Below are 16,798 nucleotides of genomic sequence, written 5' to 3' on the forward strand. Positions count from 1 at the left end.
CCTCGGCAGCGCCGGCACCCATCTTGGCGCGGTCGGCCTTCCCGCCCGTTCTTACCGCACCATAATCATCGGTGCCACAAAAAGGCTCGAGCGGGGGAGCCGTCCCGCGACCGCATCGCACAAGTGGACCTTGCCTGCGAAATGCAGCATACCATTTGGTCCTTGCCTCAAGCAAAAACCGGCAATCCCGACTGGAGTTAACCGATGACCGAGAACACCGAATACAAGCCCGCAAGCGTCTGGACATGGGACAAGGCAAGCGGCGGGCGGTTTGCCAATATCAACCGGCCCATCGCCGGAGCCACCCATGAAAAAGCCCTCCCCGTTGGCAAGCATCCCCTGCAGCTCTATTCCCTGGCGACACCCAACGGTGTCAAGGTGACGGTCATGCTCGAGGAACTGGTGGCCCTCGGCCACGAAGGGGCTGAATACGATGCCTGGCTGATCCGCATCAACGAAGGCGACCAGTTCGGCAGCGACTTCGTCGACATCAATCCGAATTCCAAGATCCCGGCCCTGATGGATCGCAGCGGACCGACACCGGTGCGCGTCTTCGAATCAGGCTCGATCCTGTTTTATCTCGCCGAAAAATTCGGCGCCTTCCTGCCGACGGAACAGCCGATCCGTACGGAATGCATGTCCTGGCTGTTCTGGCAGATGGGCAGCGCCCCCTATCTCGGCGGCGGCTTCGGTCACTTTTACGCCTACGCACCGACAAAGATGGAATACCCGATTAACCGCTTCACGATGGAAACGAAACGCCAGCTGGACGTCCTCGACCGCCGGCTTGCCGACAATGAATATCTGGCCGGCTCGGACTATACCATCGCCGATATCGCCGTCTGGCCCTGGTATGGTGCGCTGGCCAAGGGCTGGCTGTACGAAGCAGCCGAGTTCCTGCAGGTCCAGGAATACAAGAACCTGCAGCGTTGGACCGACCTGATCGGCGAACGCCCCGCAGTCCAGCGCGGCCGCATGGTCAATCGCGTGTTTGGAGAACCGTCGAGCCAGTTGCATGAGCGCCACGATGCCGCCGATTTCGACACGAAGACACAGGACAAGAATCCGTCGTAAACAGTCAGAGGCAGTTTCTTACCGCCCACATGCGGCCCCGGCTTTCGGGGCCGTTCCCATCACGGGTTGGCGCGCAGATAGGCAATGACGTCCTTGATCTCGCTGTCGCTCCACAATCCCCAGAATGGCATGGTCGTGCCCGGGACTTTCTTCTTCGGGCTGGATAGAAACGCCGAAAGCGCTGCCTCGTCCCACACCAGTCCGGCAGCACCGGCATCGCTCATGGCCTTCGAATACCGGTAGCCGGCAACGGCCCCGGCAGGCCTGCCGACGACGCCCTTCAGATAGGGACCGAAGCCGTTCCTCTCGCGGTCCACAACATGGCATTGCGTACAGAGCTGGAAGACTTTCTTGCCATGCGCAAGATCCTCAGCCGACACCCCCGTCGCTCCGCCGATCGTCATAGCGACGGTAAAAGCCGCCACCGGCATCTTCCGCAAAATCAAATGTCTGAGGCACTCCATTTCGCGCTGATCTCCTCGACAGCCAGTTGCAGCGCAACGTGATACGCCGTTGCAGGCTGAAAATCGCTTGGCTTTATAGTCGCAGCATCGGTGGTTTCGAAGACCCGGCGACAAAACCCCTGACACGCGCTTTCAGAGCTGGGCTAAGCGTCGCGATATCGAAAGTGCCGGTTTCGTCTGGATTTGCACGCCTGGATAGTCCAAAACAGCAGAATGAAAACAGCAAAGAAATCGAAATTTCCAATCCGGCCGATGTCGTTCGTGCGACATTTTCTGCAAAGTTCGTCCGCAGGCGGCATCGTTCTCATGGTGTCCGCAGTGGTGGCGCTTACCGTCGCCAACTCGCCCCTCTATTCTGTGTATGCGGACACCCTGCATCTCTACGTCGGAGGTCTTTCGATACTTCATTGGGTCAACGATGGCCTGATGGCGATATTCTTCCTGATGGTCGGCATGGAAATCAAGCGGGAAGTTCTCGACGGCCAGTTGTCGACCTGGTCGCGCCGGATCCTCCCCGGTGTCGCAGCGATTGGCGGCATGCTGGTGCCCGCCCTCATCTATCTCTCGTTCAATCTCGGAGAAGCCGGGCATCCGAAGGGCTGGGCTATCCCGTCTGCCACCGATATCGCCTTTGCTCTCGGTGTCCTCTCGCTGCTCGGGCCAGCAGTCCCGACATCGCTGCGCGTTTTCCTGACGGCCCTCGCAATCATCGACGATCTCGGCGCCGTGCTGATCATTGCCGTGTTCTATACCGGCGACCTCAATGTCTATGCACTCGGCGGCGCTGCCGTGACATTGCTGGCGCTCGTCGCACTCAACCGCGCCGGCGTGACACGCCTGCTGCCTTACCTCGTGCTAGGCGCAATCCTCTGGTTGCTGACACTGCAGTCGGGCATTCATGCGACGCTAGCCGGTGTCGCCCTCGCCTTCACCATTCCGCTGAGGGCTATCGCGAGTAAAACAGATACGGAAGTCTCCCCGCTGCTGACGCTGGAGCACGGCATACAGCCCTGGGTCAATTTCCTGATTGTGCCGATTTTCGGGTTTGCCAACGCCGGCGTTTCGTTTGCCGGACTGTCGCTCGGTGCTTTCGTCGATCCCGTCCCGCTCGGGGTGGCGACAGGCCTGTTCGTCGGCAAGCAGCTTGGCGTCTTCGCCTTCTCAGCCGCCGTCATCCGCATGGGTTGGGCGGAATTGCCAAGGCACGCGACCTGGCTGCAACTCTACGGCGTCGCCCTCCTCTGCGGCATCGGTTTCACCATGAGCCTGTTCATCGGCCTGCTGGCCTTTGCCTCGGACCCGATGCTGCAGGATGAAACGAAGCTCGGCGTCCTGCTCGGCTCGTTCTTGTCTGCAATTGTCGGCGCGATACTCCTCAAGACCACCGGCGGCAACGATGCCCAGCCGGACAGGCCGGCAAGCGCCTGATCCCTGCGCCATGCCCGGTCGCTACACCGCGACCGGGGCCTCGATGGCCGGATGCGGATCGTAGCCGCTGACCTCGAAGTCCTCGATGCGATAGTCGTCGATGCTGTCTGGATGGCGCAGCAGACGGAGCTTCGGAAACGGCCGTGGCTCGCGACTGAGGATCGTGCGGGCCAGATCGACGTGGTTGAGATAGAGGTGCACGTCTCCCCCGACCCAGATCAGTTCGCCCGGCGTCATGTCCACCTGCTGGGCCACCATGTGAACCAGCGCCGCCTGCTGGGCGAGATTGAAAGGATTGCCGAGGCCGACGTCACAGGAGCGCTGGCCGACCAGCAGCGAAAGCTTGCCTTTCTTGCCCGACCCCGCAGGGGCGCCCTCGTCTGCGATATTGCTGACATAGAACTGGTACGTCATATGGCACGGGCTGAGCGCCATCCGGTCGAGTTCACCGACGTTCCAGGCGTGGAACAGCATGCGCCGGCTGGAGGGATTGGACTTCAGTGTCTGGATGACGGCCGCGATCTGGTCGTGTTCCTGACCGTCCGCATCCAGCCACCGCCGCCACTGCTTGCCGTAGACTGGCCCGAGGTCGCCCCACTCAAGGGCGAAAGCGTCGTCGCCGAGCACGCGCTCCTCGAAGGCCTCCTGCGAAATATCGTCGCCGGTTGCCTTCCGATATTTGTCGAGCGGCCAGTCGGTCCAGATCCGGACGTTTTCGCGCAGCAACGACTGGATGTTAGTCTGCCCGGTCAGGAACCACAGCATTTCCTTCACGGCCGTTTTCCAAAACACCCGCTTCGTGGTGTAGACGGGGAAACTTCCATCGGAGAGGTCGAAGCGCATCATCGCGCCGAACGTCGACAAGGTGCCGACGCCGGTCCTGTCGATGCGGCGGTCGCCCTTCTCCAGAAGGTGTTCCAGCAGATCCAGGTACTGGTATTCGGGATGCCGGGCCATGTGAGAAATCCTTTTGCGTCGCCAGTTTCGTAACGTCGCCGCGCCTCAAAACCAAGCCATGCCAGCAATCGGGACCGACTTCTCCCCCAGTTTCGACGCCGATCAAGAAAATGCCAAGCAATTTTGCCACGAGGTCTTCCCTCGGGCACGAGAAGACACTATATCGGTATTGCCGGTTTTCGGACCGGCTATGGCAATAAATGAGCGATGTAATAAACCTATTGGACCCGGGGGCGGTACCCGGCGCCTCCACCAAAAACTGGCCAGAGATGATCGGCTTTTGATGGGGGCGAAATAGGATCGACAAGGGTGTAAAGATCTACTTTTTGCCCGGCATTGTACCACCGTTATCGGACTAAATCTGTAGTTGCAAACACCAACTATGCGGAAGCTCGTCTCGCTGCTTAATCGCAGTGTGACACTTCAAATCAAGTCCTGAAGGTTCGCACCTTAAGGCGGGGTTCGGAGGTACCTGGCAACAGAAACCTCCACCTTCTCCCTTTTTCGGAAATCATGTATGGTCGGTCGACATGACTCGCGCGTCGGGGGTTTTCCGAATCCGCCTGCTGTGGCATAGAGCCTTGAAGACGGCCAACGAAAGACGGGAAAGCATGGGGCAGGATCATATCCGCTACGATATTCTGGCACAGGACGCTCTGCGCGGAGTTATCCGTAAGGTTCTGACCGAGGTCGGCACGACCGGCCGCCTGCCCGGCGACCACCACTTCTTCATTACATTCCTGACCGGCGCCGCTGGCGTGCGCATCTCCCAGCATCTGAAGTCGAAGTATCCGGAGCAGATGACCATCGTCATCCAGCACCAGTTCTGGGAGCTGAAGATCACCGAAACCCATTTCGAGATCGGCCTGTCGTTCTCTGACGTACCGGAAAAGCTGGTGGTGCCTTTCAACGCCATCCGCGGTTTCTATGATCCGTCGGTGAATTTCGAGCTCGAATTCGACGTGCCTCTCAGCGACGAGGAAGAATTGCCGAGTGGCGAGATCACCGCATATCCCGTCAATACGGATACACCGGTCGAGCACATCGCCACCAACGAAAGCGAGCCGAAGAAGCCCGGCTCCGTCGTGTCGCTGGATGCATTTCGCAAGAAACAGTGAAATCACGGCCCCAGGCGATACGTTGGGGAGCGGATCGATGACTGCAGAGATCGTCAACCTGAAACAGTTTCGAAAGCAGCAGGCACGCTCCGACAAGGAGAAGCAGGCCGAGCAGAACCGCATCACTTTCGGCCGCACCAAGAGCGAAAAGAAGCTGACGACAACGCTCAACGACAAGGCTAGCAAGGCGCTGGACGACGGACATATCGAGCAGCCGTCGACTGACAAATAAGCCGCAAGCTTGGCGGGTCCACGCAGTCAAATACGTCCGGTCGATCGATTTACAGTCGTTTCCGAAAAAGCGTCCACCAGGCCATCATGATCCGCAAACACTCCGCCACGCTCCATGGCCACCGCACCAGCTTCACGCTGGAGGATGGTTTCTGGGACGAACTGAAGCTGATTGCCAATGCACGTGGCCTGTCGCAGGCCGCACTTATCGCCGAAATCGACGATAGGAGATCTCCGGAAAGCAACCTGTCGTCAGCGCTGAGGCTCCATGTCCTACAATGGCTGAAGGACGCTGCCAGAAAAGAGTGACGACCAGCGACTGCCCCGCCTGATCAGAACTTTTGCGGTGGAGTGGAAAAATCCGGAACAGTCAGCGGTGCCGGTAAAGGTGGCTGCTGCTGCGATTTGGCTTTCTGTTCGGCATCGGCTTTTGCCTTGACCTCAGCTTCAGCCCGTGCCGCCTCGTTTGCCTGAAATTTGGCCAAGGCCTCAGCACGTGCCTTCGTTGCCGCTTTGATCTTGGCCTTTACGGCGGCATCGGCCTTCGCCTTTTCTTCCGCCTGCGCCTGCGCTTCGGCCTGTGCCTTGGCCGCAGCGTCAGCTTCAGCCTTGGCGGCGGCATCGGCTTCCGCCTGCAGCTTTGCTTTCGTCGCCGCCTCCGCCTGTCGCTGCGTCTCGGCCTGTTCGGCCAGCATTCTCAGGCGCTCCTCCTCGGCCTTGCGCTGCTCCTCGATGACTGCATCCTGCTGGCGCTTGATATCGCGCTCGGTGGCTGCGAATTTCGTGAGCGCCACCTCGCGCCTCAACCGCTGCTTTTCCAGCACACCAGATTGCAGCCGCTCGACCCGGCGTCGTTCGCGCTCGAAGGCCCGCAAGGACAGGAAGCTGGTGACAGCGCTGGAATCGACGCTGCGGGTCGGTGTTGCCAGCGGCCCAGTGAAGCCGAGACGCAGGGCCGGATCGGCACCACTGACAGCATCGGCGCCGGCATTTAGAGAAATGGCGAGCGCACCGCGGATGGTCTCGTCGGACAGGTTGATATCGGCATTGCCGGTCAGTTTGGCCGTATCGGTCATGGCAACGAGATTGTCGATCCGCACCCGTCCGCCCGAAATATTGAGCGGCATCGTCAGCGGCTTCAACACCGCATCGCCGTTGTTCAGCAGCGTCTGGACGATCGGCTCCACCTTGTCGGCGGTGACGGCGCCCTGGATCTGGTCGGTGGCCGACAACAGCGATGGCAGGATGCCGAGATTGAGACCACGAATACGCGTTTCGCCGAGCATCACCTGGCCGGAGCCGCTCGCCGAGGCCGCGAGGTCGCTGACGCTCTTGCCGCTTGCCTCCATGTTGAGAGAGAGCTCTGCCCTCCCGGTCGCCACAGGGGCGCCGTCGCGCTGCCAGCCGATGACGGCCAGATCGGCATTGCCGAGATCGATCTTCGTTTGCAGCAAGGCATTGCCATCATTGTTGGCAAGCAGCAGGCGACCGCCGATCGTTCCACCGCTCCATTTGCCTGCCATGTCGTTGAACTGCAGGGCATCGCCCTTGTATGACATGTTGGTGGTGAAATCGGATACGGGACCGAAAATGCCGGGCCACATCTGCTGAGCCGAGAGTTTTACATTGATGTCGGTGCCGGTAAACATCGGCAGTCCCAGCTTGGCCCTCGTCAGGTTGCCATCGGCCGGGTCCGTCATCGGGCCGAAGATGGCCTCTCCGAGCCACCCGAGATCGGCTTCCGTCATGGCAATGTCGCCGCTCGCCTTGATGTTGGCCGCCTTGCGGTCGAAGGCCAGCTTGCCGGTCACGCCGTTGCTGGCGAATTGCCCCTTGATGTCGGAGAACGCCACCTTGTCCGAATCGATCGTCGCGGTGATCTGGAGTTTCGCCGGCAGGCCGGTGCCCATCTGCGGCATGCCGATGCCGTTCATGACCAGATACGGATCGAGATCGGCGCTCTCCATTGACAGCGCCATCGTGCCGTTGAGAAATGTCGCCGGCCGGACATCGACCTTGCCGTTGGCAGTAAACGACGTCTTGTCGGTGGCAAATGTCAGGGCCGCATCGGCCGGGTCGTTATCGGTCGCCGACACCTTCAGAGTCAGGCGTCCGTTGGCATCGGCATCGACGGGCAGCGGATCGAGGCCCGCCTGGCCGAACAGGATCGAAGTGACCGAATTCTCAAGCGTCGCCTCAAGCGTCGTCGTACCCTTGCCGGTCAGCGCCAGAAGGTCGGACATGCGGTAATCGAGGTTGACGCGGCTGCCGTTGGAAACGCCGGCCAGCGTCAGTGCCAGCCCGTTGCCCTGGTCGCCGCCCAGCGTCAGTGCTCCGCGAAGGGCCGTGTTGCCGTACCATGCACCATTGCGCACAAGCCGGTCGACGACCGGGTGATGCGGCAGGTGCTGGCTGAGCATCGTGAAGAACGACGTCGGGTCGGCAGCCTTGAAGGTGATTTCGCCCGATCCCTTGTATTCGAGCAGAGAGCCTGACGCGCCCCCGGTGGCGGTAATCTCTGCGCCGGCAACGTCGCGCACGAACAGCTTGTCGAGCTTCAGGGCTCCATCGGCAATTCCGAACGTAGTCTCGACATCGCTGGCGGCTATGCCGAAGGCGGAAAACTTGTCTGCTTTCAGATGGGCGTTGATCTTGTGATCGAGAATGTTTTCACCCGGTTCCTGTCCGGTAAACAGGCCGGTCAGGGCGCGCAGCGCGTCGAGATCGAGGGAATCGCCATTGAGATCGACAGCCAGCGTCGGCGCCTGGTTTTCCGGCAGCTGACGATCCAGCCGCCCTTTCAGCGTCGCATCGCCGATGGCAATCTCGAGGTTGTCGAAACGCTGCCGTAAATGGGTCAGGTTGACGTCGGCGGAAAAGCCGGCGGCCTTCAACTCGCGAATGGACGGATCGACGGTGCCAGACAGCCAAGTGGCGAGCCCCGAAGGCTGGCTGGAGGCCACCAGCAGGTTGCCGGTGAAGTTCGGGTCGCCTTGCAGCAGCAACTTGCCCTTGGCTTCCACTTGCGTGCGGCCGGGTAGCGTGCCGACTGCCTTGTCGACGGTCCAGCCGGCGCCCGCTGGTTCGAGATCGAGCTGCACGTCGCGCAATGTCGTGTCGCCGGCAACGATTGCCGGCAGGCGTACCGTTGCCTTGCCAGGCACTTGAGGCACCGGTATTTCGGCTGCGATGGCAATGAGGTTGCTCAGCCTTTGCCGCGCGGAAACTGCGGGGTTGCGCGTCGTCTTGCCTTCGCTGCCCTGATTTCCGAGCCGGTTGACATCGATCTGCTGTCCGTCCGCCGTCAGCAGGAACTCCGGCTTTGGCCCCGTATCGAGCGTTGCCTCGCCGGTGATGACATAAGGGTCGTCGGAAGCACCGAGCTCCAGGCGGTATTCGGGAATACGAATGCGGTCGTTGGTGAGTTCGAACTTGCCCTTGGCACGCGGCTCGCTCGATTTAGCGTCGCCCGATATCTTGCGTGCCTGCCGGGTTTCAATGCCGGCCGAGAACGTACCAAGGTAATCGGGCTTGCTCGCCACCAGCTTCAGTTCGCCATCGAGATCGATGCTGACGGGATGGCCCTGCGGCACCAGGCGCGTGCGGACCTTCAGCACGCCGTTGTCATCGGGCTGGCTGCTGGCGATGGTGAACTTCCCATGCTCGTCATCGAGCGCTGCCTCGCCTTCGACCCGCCAAGGGCCGGCCAGCGATTTCGCGGACATTTCGGCATTGAGATCGGTAATATGGCGCGTGCGCCCTGATTGCTCGTCGATGAACTCGACCGATCCGCCATCCACATGGACGTTTTCCAGCACCACGGATTTCGCCGGAATTTCCGACTGGCTGCCGCGCATCCAGTCCAGCGTGCCATCCTTCAGCAGCCGCAGGCGGACCTTCGGCTGGGAGATGCGCATGTCGAAGATCAGCGCCTCGCCAGACAGGAAAGGCGCAAGCTCGGCATCCATCGCAAATTCTGAAATCTGCACAATCGGCGTCCCGTCCGGCTCCTGGCCGACGCGCACGTCATGCAGCGTGACTGAGGGAAACGGCAGCAGGCGGGCATCGACGGAACCATGAACGGTGACCTTCTTGCCGATGATGCGGCTGGCCTGTTCCTCGAAACTTTGCCGAAATCCGGTCCAGTCGATGAAGAGCGGCGCCAGCAGCGCCACGAACAGCACCACCACCAGAACGCCACCCAGAAAGACCAGGACCTTGCCTAACAACGCGTTGAATCTCCATTCCTCATGCCCGTCACGACACTAGCGCCATTCGCGTCGGGGGCAAGGCAAACTCATGGTAATATTCCATTTTTCAGTCTGCATGAAAGATTTTGCCGGGATTGAATATGCCATCGGGATCGAGACTGCGCTTGATCTGGCGCATCAGGTCGACGGCGCCGCCGAGCTCCTGCTCGAGAAACGCCATCTTGCCCTGGCCGATGCCATGTTCGCCCGTGCAGGTGCCGTCCATCGACAGCGCCCGCGCATTGAGACGCGCGACAAATCCCTCGGCAACGGCGACACCTTCGGGCGTCTTGTCGTCGAACAGCAGCAGGACGTGGAAGTTTCCATCACCGGCGTGCCCGACGATCGGCCCCAGCAGTCCATGCGCCTCGATATCGGCCTGTGTTTCGACGACGCACTCGGCAAGCCTCGAAATCGGCACGCAGACGTCCGTCGACAAAGCCGCCAATTCAGGCGCAAGCGCGCGGCAGGCCCAGTACGCATCGTGACGGGCCTTCCAGAGCTTGTTGCGCTCCTCGACATTGACGGTCCATTGAAACTCGTCCCCGCCACATTCGGCAGCGATCTCACCGAATTCAGCCGATTGCAGCGGCACCGTTTCCTCCGTGCCATGAAATTCCAGGAACAGGGTCGGCCGCTCGGGATAGGACAGGCCGGAGTAGCGGTTGCAGGCACGAACCTGCATGCTGTCCAGCAATTCGATGCGGGCAACGGGAATGCCCATCTGGATGGTCATGATGACGGCGTCACAGGCCGCCTTGATGGTCGGGAAGGCGCAGACGCCACCGGCGATCTTCTGCGGAATACCCTGCAGCCGCAGCGTCACCGAGGTCAGAATGCCGAGCGTCCCCTCGGATCCGACGAACAGGCGGGTCAGGTCGTAGCCGGCGGAGGATTTACGGGCCCGGCGAGCGGTGCTGATCTCCTCGCCGGACGCCGTTACAGCGGTCACAGCCAGAACATTGTCCTTCATCGTCCCGTAGCGCACCGCATTGGTGCCGGATGCGCGGGTCGACGTCATGCCGCCGATCGAGGCGTTGGCCCCTGGATCGATGGGGAAGAACAGGCCGGTATCGCGCAGGTAGACGTTGAGCTCCTCGCGCGTCACGCCCGGCTCGACGACGCAATCGAGATCCTCCGCATTGACTGCAAGAACCTTGTTCATCCGACTCATATCTATCGATATTCCGCCATTTGGCGCATTGATCTGGCCTTCCAGCGACGAGCCCGTGCCGAACGCGATGACGGGCACCTTGTGCTCGGAACAGGCGCGCACGGCAGCCTTGACGTCGTCGCTGCTCTCGGCAAAAAGCACGCCGTCGGGCAGCTGCGAGGGAATGTATGTGGTGGTGTGCGCGTGCTGGGCACGAAAGGCATCACCCGTCTGGAAACGGTCGCCGAAAGCCTGCTTCAGAATGCCGAGAACGGCAGCAACGCCCGCCTCGTTGCGTGTTCCAGCTCTTGCATCCGCCAGCGCCATTGCGTGATCTCCCATGCGATCTCGGCAGGACCTGTAAGGCCCCGAAGGGCTTCTATGAGACAAGCGATCCGTCCTGTCCAGCCCAACGTCGGGTCCAGCGGTCTCATGGAACGACACCGGACCTTGCTCTCCGGCAGATCGGAATTGCGGCTGCGACCGACAACCGCTGCAGCGTTAGAGAACCGAAATATTGCACAAAATCGCGGCATGTGCGTTTGCGGCAGGCCGCCTTTCGGCTCGTCGGAGAGCCCGGACCCGCCACATCGCGCCAGTCCCGGCGCTCATCGTCTGGCACGCGAATTGCGTAGGCCTTCTTGATTTTTCATTCGAGTTTAAAAGGACAAGCCTATGAAACGCCAACAGTTCCTCCTCATGGCCGCACTCGCGATGATGACGGTCGGCACCGTCTCCGCTCCCCATGCGGCGCGCGCAGACGCGCTCAGCGACATCGCCGCCCGTGGATCGATCCGCGTTGCCGTGCCGCAGGACGCACCGCCCTTCGGCACTGTCGGCCCGGACATGGAACTGCAGGGACTCGACATCGACATGGCGAAACTCATCGCCTCCAAACTGGGCGTCAAGGCCGAACTGGTGCCGGTGACGCTGCCGAACCGCATCCCCTACCTGCAGACCAACAAGGCCGACATCGTCATCTCCAGCCTTGGCAAGAACCCGGATCGCGAGAAGGTCATCGACTTCACCTCCGCCTATGCGCCCTTCTTCAACGGCGCCTTTGCCCCCGCCGACCTGAAGATCACGTCCGCTGCCGATCTCTCGGGCAAGACCGTTGCCGTGGCCCGCGGCGCCATCGAGGACCTCGCCCTGACGAAGATCGCCCCGCCGGATGCAATCATCAAGCGCTTCGAGGACAATAACGGCACGATCTCGGCCTTCCTCTCGGGCCAGGTCCAGGTTATCGTGACAGGCAACGTCATTGCCGCTGCGATCCTCGAGAAGAACCCGCCGAACCGTCCGGAACTGAAGTTCCTGATGAACAAGTCGCCCTGCTATATCGGCCTCAACAAGAACGAGGACGCACTCAAGGGCAAGATCAACGAAATCATCGCGGCTGGCAGGGCCGATGGATCGATGAACAAGATCACCCAGAAATGGCTGCACCAGGACATCCCGGCAGACCTCTGACCGCTCCCTGACAAAGGCTGGCGCCCTTGCGGCGTCGGCCTCCCCACCGGAAGCGGAGGAACCTGGATGCACTACCATTTCGACTTCGCCTGGCTCGGCGAATACTACCCCATGCTGATCAAGGGCGTCGGCATCACGCTGGAACTGACCGCCGTCGGCGCAGTTTTCGGCATCGGGCTTGCCATAGCCTGCGCCTGGGCCCGCTCGCTCGGCCCCCGTTGGCTGAGGCCCTTGGTCGTTCCCTATGTCGAACTGATCCGCAACACGCCCTTCATCGTCCAGCTGTTCTTCATATTCTTCGGACTGCCCGGCATCGGCATCAAGCTCGGGGAAATGCAGGCAGCCAATTTCGCCATGGTCATCAATCTCGGCGCATATGGATGCGAGATCATCCGGGCCGGCATTCAGGCGACACCGCGCGGCCAGTTCGAGGCGGGCGCCAGCCTTGCGATGACGCCGTTCCAGACATTCTGGCATGTGATCCTCGTCCCAGCGCTGCAGCGCATCTGGCCGGCCCTGTCGTCGCAGATCATCATCGTCATGCTCGGCTCCGCCGTCGTCTCGCAGATCGCTGCTGAAGACCTGACCTTTGCCGCAAATTTCATCCAGTCGCGTTCGTTCCGCGCCTTCGAGGCCTATTTCGTCTCGACGACTATCTACCTGCTGCTGGCAATCATCCTGCGCCAGCTCCTGTCCGGCCTCGGCCGCATCCTCTTTCCGCGCGGGAGCACCCGATGATCCAGTTCACCACCTGGGATATCGTCCGCAATCTTCTCTACGCTACCCGCTGGACAATCCTCCTGTCGCTGGTCTCCTTCGTCGGCGGCGGCCTGCTCGGCATGGTGCTGCTCTACCTGCGCACGGGGAAGCGGCGCATCGCGCGCATTTTCGTCAAATACTACGTCGAACTGTTCCAGGGCACGCCGCTGCTGATGCAGCTGTTCCTCGCCTTCTTCGGCATGGGGCTGTTCGGCATCGACGTCCCGGCCTGGCTTGCCGCCGGCGTCGCGCTCATCCTCTGGTCGGCCGCTTTCCTTACTGAAATCTGGCGCGGTTGCGTCGAGTCCGTCGTCAAGGGCCAGTGGGAGGCGTCTGCCAGCCTCGGCATGGGATACGCCCAGCAGATGCGCCATGTCATCCTGCCACAGGCCCTGCGCGTCGCTGTGCCGCCGACCGTCGGCTTTTCCGTGCAGGTGGTGAAAGGCACGGCGCTGACATCGATCATCGGCTTCGTCGAACTGTCGAAGGCCGGCACCGCCATCACCAATGCCACCTTCGAGCCGTTCACCGTCTACGGTTTCGTCGCCCTCATCTATTTTGCCCTCTGCTGGCCTCTGTCGAAAAGCAGCCAGATCCTGGAAAGGAAGCTCAATGTCGCTCATCGAAATCACTGAGGTGCGCAAGAGCTTCGGCAGCAACGAAGTTCTGAAGGGCATCAACATAAACGTCGAACCCGGCGAGGTCATCGCCATCATCGGCAAGAGCGGCTCGGGGAAATCCACCCTGTTACGCTGCATCAACGGCCTAGAACTTATCGATGACGGCTCGATCTCCGTCGCCGGTGCCCAGTTCCTGCCCGACGAATTGCATCTGAAGGCGCTGCGGCTGAAGGTCGGCATGATCTTTCAGCAGTTCAATCTCTTTCCGCACCTGACGGCCGGCCGCAATGTCATGCTGTCGCAGACGGTGGTGCGGAAGACGTCCAAGGCTGATGCAGAAGCTATGGCCCGAAAGATGCTCGAGCGGGTCGGCCTGGCCCACAAGTTCGATGCGTATCCCGACGAGCTCTCCGGCGGCCAGCAACAGCGCGTCGCCATCGCCCGGGCGCTGGCGATGCAGCCGATCGCGCTGCTCTGCGACGAGATCACCTCGGCGCTCGACCCGGAGCTCGTGTCGGAAGTGCTGGCCGTGGTCCGCGAACTCGCATCCGAAGGCATGACGCTGCTGATGGTCACCCACGAGATGAAGTTCGCCCGCGACGTCTGCTCGCGCGTCGTCTTCATGCACGAAGGCCGCGTCCACGAAATCGGCCCGCCGGAAGAGTTCTTCAGCAACCCCAAAACGCCGGAACTGAAACAGTTTCTGGGGATGCTGTGAGGCGGGAGCCTAAGGCAACATCGGCGGATTGAGCCGCGCAAATCCCTCCTGCCGGCGGTATGGATAGTAGGGGTAAGGCGCGGCGACAGCACTTGCCGCATCGAGGCGGGCAATCTGCTCGCTGGTGAGGCTCCAGCCGACAGCGCCGAGGTTTTGCCGGAGTTGTTCCTCGTTTCGAGCCCCGATGATGACGCTCGAGACGGTTGGCCGGCTGAGCAGCCAGTTGATGGCGATCTGAGGCACCGAACGGCCGGTTTCCCCGGCGATCCCGTCGAGGACATCAACGATATCGAACAGCTTGTCTTCATCCACGGGCGGCCCGAACTCTGCCGTCTGGTGAAGCCTGCTGCCTTCCGGCAAAGGCTGGCCACGGCGGATCTTGCCAGTCAGCCGCCCCCAGCCGAGTGGGCTCCAGACCAGCGCGCCGACACCTTGGTCTGCGCCAAGCGGCATAAGCTCCCATTCGTAGTCGCGGCCGACCAGCGAATAATAGACCTGGTGCGCGACATAACGAGGATGGCCGCCCCGGTCGGCTGCCGCCAGCGATTTCATCAGCTCCCATCCGGCGAAGTTCGAGGCGCCGACATAGCGGACCTTTCCCGCTGAGATGAGATCGTCCAGCGTCGACAGCACCTCCTCCACCGGCGTATGGGCATCGAATGCGTGAAGCTGCAGCAGATCGATGTAATCCGTGCCGAGCCGGCGCAACGCATCGTCTGTCGTGCGGATCAACCGCGAGCGCGAGGTGCCGGCATCGTTCGGTCCGTCGCCCATCGGCAGCGCCATCTTTGTCGATATCAGCACGCTGTCGCGGCGGCCACGGATCGCCTGCCCCAGCACTTCCTCCGAGGCGCCGGCCGAATAGACGTCCGCCGTGTCGAACAGGTTGAGGCCAGCTTCCAGGCAGATGTCTATGAGGCGGCGGGCTTCGACGACATCCGTCGTCCCCCAGGCACCGAACAGCGGGCCACTGCCGCCAAACGTCGCCGCGCCAAAGCTCAAGGCGGGGACCTTCAGGCCGGATCGGCCGAGATATCTGTATTCCATTGTCGTCTCCTGCGTTTCGTCAAAGGTAGATTGCAAAGACGATGTGAACTAGACTGCCGCAACGATCAGCATTCATGAATTGAATTCATAGTGAGCAAAACCGACGTAAACCGTTCAGGCGAAATGGAGATCTTTGTCCGGGTGGTCGATCTCGGCGGATTTTCGGCTGCCGCCCGTGCCAGCCGCCTCACCCCCTCGGCAATCAGCAAGCTCATGACGCGGCTGGAAGGACGGCTAGGCACGAGGCTGCTCAATCGCTCCACTCGCACGCTGCAGCTGACAACGGAAGGCAGCCTCTTCTACGACAGCAGCGTCCGGATACTTGCCGACATTGCCGAGGCGGAACGCAACGCCTCGGTCGGAGAATTGGCGATCGGCCGCATACGCATCAACACCAGCGCATCTTTCGCCAATCATGTTCTTGCGCCGCTCGTCCCGCAATTTCTGCGGCTTTATCCCGCAGTCACACTCGAGATTACCGTTACCGACGCGGTCGTCGACCTCATGGCCGAAAATGCAGATGTCGCGATACGGGCTGGTCCGATGAAGAGTTCGCAGCTGGTCGCGCGCAAGCTCGGTGGCACGTCGATGGCGATCGTCGCCACGCCGGACTATCTCGAGGAACATGGCACGCCGCGCACGCCAGCCGATCTCGACAGACACCGGAAGATCGCTTTTTCATACCGGCGAGCCGTCGCCGGCTGGCCGCTGCTGGTGGACGGCAAGTGCGTCGCGAAAAAGCTGGTCAGCACGATCGAGGCGAGCGATGGCGAGGCCATGCGACATCTCTGCCTGGCCGGCGGCGGCCTGGCGCGACTGGCAAGCTTCACGATCCGGGACGATGTCGCCGCTGGACGCTTGCTTGTCGTGCTCGACGACTGCAATCCCGACGACATCGAGGCGTTCCACGCCGTCTATATCGGCGAAGGCGGCCCTGTGCCAGCGCGAGTTCGTGCATTGCTGGATTTTCTGGCCGAGCACGTCAGGCTGTCATAGGCAAGGTACAGTGCGTCGCAAATGCGAGGCTGAGACGACTGCGCAAGATCGTTGCTCCATTCCGTCAGAAGCGATATCTGCGGGAGACGCCTGCATCGATCGAAACGATACGAATGCACGACAGCACCAGCTCGAAAAATTGACCGAGGATAGATGGCCCGCAAGAACAGAGACGACTTTGACTCATCGAACGCGGAGCCGGAGCCAACGATTTGCCCGCTCTGCGAGCGCGTGATCCCGGACGATCAGAAGGACGCCCACCATCTCGTCCCGAAGAGCAAGGGCGGCAAGGAGACCGTCTACCTGCACCGCGTCTGCCACAACCAGATCCATGCAATCTTCACGGATAGCCAACTCGCCAAGAAGTTCAGCACGATCGAGGCAATTCTCGAGGATCCGGCTGTGCAGACTTTCGTGGCGTGGATCAAAAGCAAGCCGCCGGGATTTGCAGACCTGGCCAAGGAGTCCGGACAGGCCTTGGGCCGTGGGCGCAAACGGTAGTATCCGGGAGCA

16 protein-coding genes and 1 other RNA gene are annotated in these 16,798 nt (G+C 61.3%); 12 read left to right on the forward strand and 5 right to left on the reverse strand.

Translation table 11 applies throughout. The features are described 5' to 3' along the window. Nucleotides 1-204: 204 nt before the first annotated feature. Nucleotides 205-1,074, forward strand: a complete 870-nt coding sequence (yghU, locus tag PR018_RS08805) for a glutathione-dependent disulfide-bond oxidoreductase (protein ID WP_142823154.1) — start codon at nt 205-207, stop codon at nt 1,072-1,074. Between the two features lie 59 nt (nt 1,075-1,133). Here yghU and PR018_RS08810 read toward each other — a convergent pair whose 3' ends face one another. Beyond that, the gene (locus PR018_RS08810) at nt 1,134-1,505 is read right to left on the reverse strand and encodes a c-type cytochrome (RefSeq protein ID WP_202617114.1); all 372 of its coding nucleotides are present in this window, start codon (nt 1,503-1,505) and stop codon (nt 1,134-1,136) included. A gap of 246 nt (nt 1,506-1,751) precedes the next feature. Here PR018_RS08810 and nhaA point away from each other — a divergent pair, with 246 nt between their 5' ends. Then, complete coding sequence (gene nhaA, locus PR018_RS08815; protein WP_142823155.1) at nt 1,752-2,966, forward strand: Na+/H+ antiporter NhaA; 1,215 nt, start codon at nt 1,752-1,754, stop codon at nt 2,964-2,966. 21 nt (nt 2,967-2,987) lie between these two features. Here the strand turns inward: nhaA and PR018_RS08820 are convergent, their stop codons facing one another. After that, complete coding sequence (locus PR018_RS08820) at nt 2,988-3,923, reverse strand: thymidylate synthase (RefSeq protein ID WP_142823156.1); 936 nt, start codon at nt 3,921-3,923, stop codon at nt 2,988-2,990. A 132-nt stretch (nt 3,924-4,055) separates the two neighbouring features. Here PR018_RS08820 and ssrA point away from each other — a divergent pair. The 4 genes from ssrA (at nt 4,056) to PR018_RS08840 (ending at nt 5,581) form a co-directional block, all read left to right on the forward strand. Continuing rightward, nucleotides 4,056-4,416, forward strand: a transfer-messenger RNA (tmRNA) gene (gene ssrA, locus PR018_RS08825). Nucleotides 4,417-4,534: 118 nt separating this feature from the next. Beyond that, nucleotides 4,535-5,041, forward strand: a complete 507-nt coding sequence (locus tag PR018_RS08830; protein ID WP_142823604.1) for an SspB family protein — start codon at nt 4,535-4,537, stop codon at nt 5,039-5,041. A 37-nt stretch (nt 5,042-5,078) separates the two neighbouring features. Next, nucleotides 5,079-5,273 (forward strand): DUF4169 family protein, encoded by a 195-nt coding sequence (locus tag PR018_RS08835; RefSeq protein ID WP_142823157.1) that lies wholly within the window; start codon nt 5,079-5,081, stop codon nt 5,271-5,273. 86 nt (nt 5,274-5,359) lie between these two features. Next, entirely contained in the window at nt 5,360-5,581 is a 222-nt protein-coding gene (locus PR018_RS08840; RefSeq protein ID WP_142823158.1) for a ribbon-helix-helix domain-containing protein, read from the forward strand. A gap of 23 nt (nt 5,582-5,604) precedes the next feature. Here PR018_RS08840 and PR018_RS08845 read toward each other — a convergent pair whose 3' ends face one another. Together PR018_RS08845 and PR018_RS08850 are read right to left on the reverse strand one after the other, a co-directional pair. Beyond that, nucleotides 5,605-9,501, reverse strand: coding sequence for an AsmA family protein (locus PR018_RS08845; RefSeq protein WP_142829204.1), 3,897 nt, complete (start codon nt 9,499-9,501; stop codon nt 5,605-5,607). Between the two features lie 88 nt (nt 9,502-9,589). After that, on the reverse strand, nt 9,590-11,002 hold the full coding sequence (locus PR018_RS08850; protein ID WP_142823605.1) for an FAD-binding oxidoreductase: 1,413 nt from the start codon (nt 11,000-11,002) through the stop codon (nt 9,590-9,592). Between the two features lie 348 nt (nt 11,003-11,350). Between PR018_RS08850 and PR018_RS08855 the strand changes: the two genes are divergently transcribed. The 4 genes from PR018_RS08855 to PR018_RS08870 all read left to right on the forward strand — a co-directional run bounded on the left by PR018_RS08855 (nt 11,351) and on the right by PR018_RS08870 (nt 14,242). After that, nucleotides 11,351-12,145 carry a transporter substrate-binding domain-containing protein gene (locus PR018_RS08855; protein ID WP_142823160.1) on the forward strand — a complete coding sequence of 265 codons (795 nt, stop codon included), beginning with the start codon at nt 11,351-11,353 and terminating at the stop codon, nt 12,143-12,145. 66 nt (nt 12,146-12,211) lie between these two features. Then, a complete protein-coding gene (locus tag PR018_RS08860) occupies nt 12,212-12,883 on the forward strand; it encodes an amino acid ABC transporter permease (RefSeq protein ID WP_142823161.1) in 672 nt (223 codons plus the stop codon). Continuing rightward, nucleotides 12,880-13,539 (forward strand): amino acid ABC transporter permease, encoded by a 660-nt coding sequence (locus PR018_RS08865; protein WP_142823162.1) that lies wholly within the window; start codon nt 12,880-12,882, stop codon nt 13,537-13,539. The genes PR018_RS08860 and PR018_RS08865 overlap by 4 nt, the downstream gene beginning before the upstream one ends. Beyond that, complete coding sequence (locus PR018_RS08870) at nt 13,517-14,242, forward strand: amino acid ABC transporter ATP-binding protein (RefSeq protein WP_111222883.1); 726 nt, start codon at nt 13,517-13,519, stop codon at nt 14,240-14,242. The genes PR018_RS08865 and PR018_RS08870 overlap by 23 nt, the downstream gene beginning before the upstream one ends. Nucleotides 14,243-14,251: 9 nt before the next feature. On the opposite strand, the gene PR018_RS08875 is transcribed toward PR018_RS08870, so the two are convergent. Further along, nucleotides 14,252-15,289, reverse strand: coding sequence for an aldo/keto reductase (locus tag PR018_RS08875; RefSeq protein WP_142823163.1), 1,038 nt, complete (start codon nt 15,287-15,289; stop codon nt 14,252-14,254). A gap of 90 nt (nt 15,290-15,379) precedes the next feature. On the opposite strand from PR018_RS08875, the gene PR018_RS08880 reads away from it, so the two are divergent. Continuing rightward, on the forward strand, nt 15,380-16,285 hold the full coding sequence (locus PR018_RS08880; RefSeq protein WP_142823164.1) for a LysR family transcriptional regulator: 906 nt from the start codon (nt 15,380-15,382) through the stop codon (nt 16,283-16,285). A gap of 153 nt (nt 16,286-16,438) precedes the next feature. Next, complete coding sequence (locus PR018_RS08885; protein WP_142823165.1) at nt 16,439-16,786, forward strand: HNH endonuclease; 348 nt, start codon at nt 16,439-16,441, stop codon at nt 16,784-16,786. The last annotated feature ends 12 nt before the right edge of the window (nt 16,787-16,798 follow it).

Source organism: Rhizobium rhododendri (assembly GCF_007000325.2).
Taxonomy (GTDB): domain Bacteria; phylum Pseudomonadota; class Alphaproteobacteria; order Rhizobiales; family Rhizobiaceae; genus Rhizobium; species Rhizobium rhododendri.

What these genes read in the sequence shown, in the direction of transcription:
- yghU (WP_142823154.1), top strand. Translation starts at nt 205, where the DNA reads ATGACCGAGAACACCGAATACAAGCCCGCAAGCGTCTGGACATGGGAC.
- PR018_RS08810 (WP_202617114.1), bottom strand. Translation starts at nt 1,505, where the DNA reads ATGCCGGTGGCGGCTTTTACCGTCGCTATGACGATCGGCGGAGCGACG.
- nhaA (WP_142823155.1), top strand. Translation starts at nt 1,752, where the DNA reads ATGAAAACAGCAAAGAAATCGAAATTTCCAATCCGGCCGATGTCGTTC.
- PR018_RS08820 (WP_142823156.1), bottom strand. Translation starts at nt 3,923, where the DNA reads ATGGCCCGGCATCCCGAATACCAGTACCTGGATCTGCTGGAACACCTT.
- PR018_RS08830 (WP_142823604.1), top strand. Translation starts at nt 4,535, where the DNA reads ATGGGGCAGGATCATATCCGCTACGATATTCTGGCACAGGACGCTCTG.
- PR018_RS08835 (WP_142823157.1), top strand. Translation starts at nt 5,079, where the DNA reads ATGACTGCAGAGATCGTCAACCTGAAACAGTTTCGAAAGCAGCAGGCA.
- PR018_RS08840 (WP_142823158.1), top strand. Translation starts at nt 5,360, where the DNA reads ATGATCCGCAAACACTCCGCCACGCTCCATGGCCACCGCACCAGCTTC.
- PR018_RS08850 (WP_142823605.1), bottom strand. Translation starts at nt 11,002, where the DNA reads ATGGCGCTGGCGGATGCAAGAGCTGGAACACGCAACGAGGCGGGCGTT.
- PR018_RS08855 (WP_142823160.1), top strand. Translation starts at nt 11,351, where the DNA reads ATGAAACGCCAACAGTTCCTCCTCATGGCCGCACTCGCGATGATGACG.
- PR018_RS08860 (WP_142823161.1), top strand. Translation starts at nt 12,212, where the DNA reads ATGCACTACCATTTCGACTTCGCCTGGCTCGGCGAATACTACCCCATG.
- PR018_RS08865 (WP_142823162.1), top strand. Translation starts at nt 12,880, where the DNA reads ATGATCCAGTTCACCACCTGGGATATCGTCCGCAATCTTCTCTACGCT.
- PR018_RS08870 (WP_111222883.1), top strand. Translation starts at nt 13,517, where the DNA reads ATGTCGCTCATCGAAATCACTGAGGTGCGCAAGAGCTTCGGCAGCAAC.
- PR018_RS08875 (WP_142823163.1), bottom strand. Translation starts at nt 15,289, where the DNA reads ATGGAATACAGATATCTCGGCCGATCCGGCCTGAAGGTCCCCGCCTTG.
- PR018_RS08885 (WP_142823165.1), top strand. Translation starts at nt 16,439, where the DNA reads ATGGCCCGCAAGAACAGAGACGACTTTGACTCATCGAACGCGGAGCCG.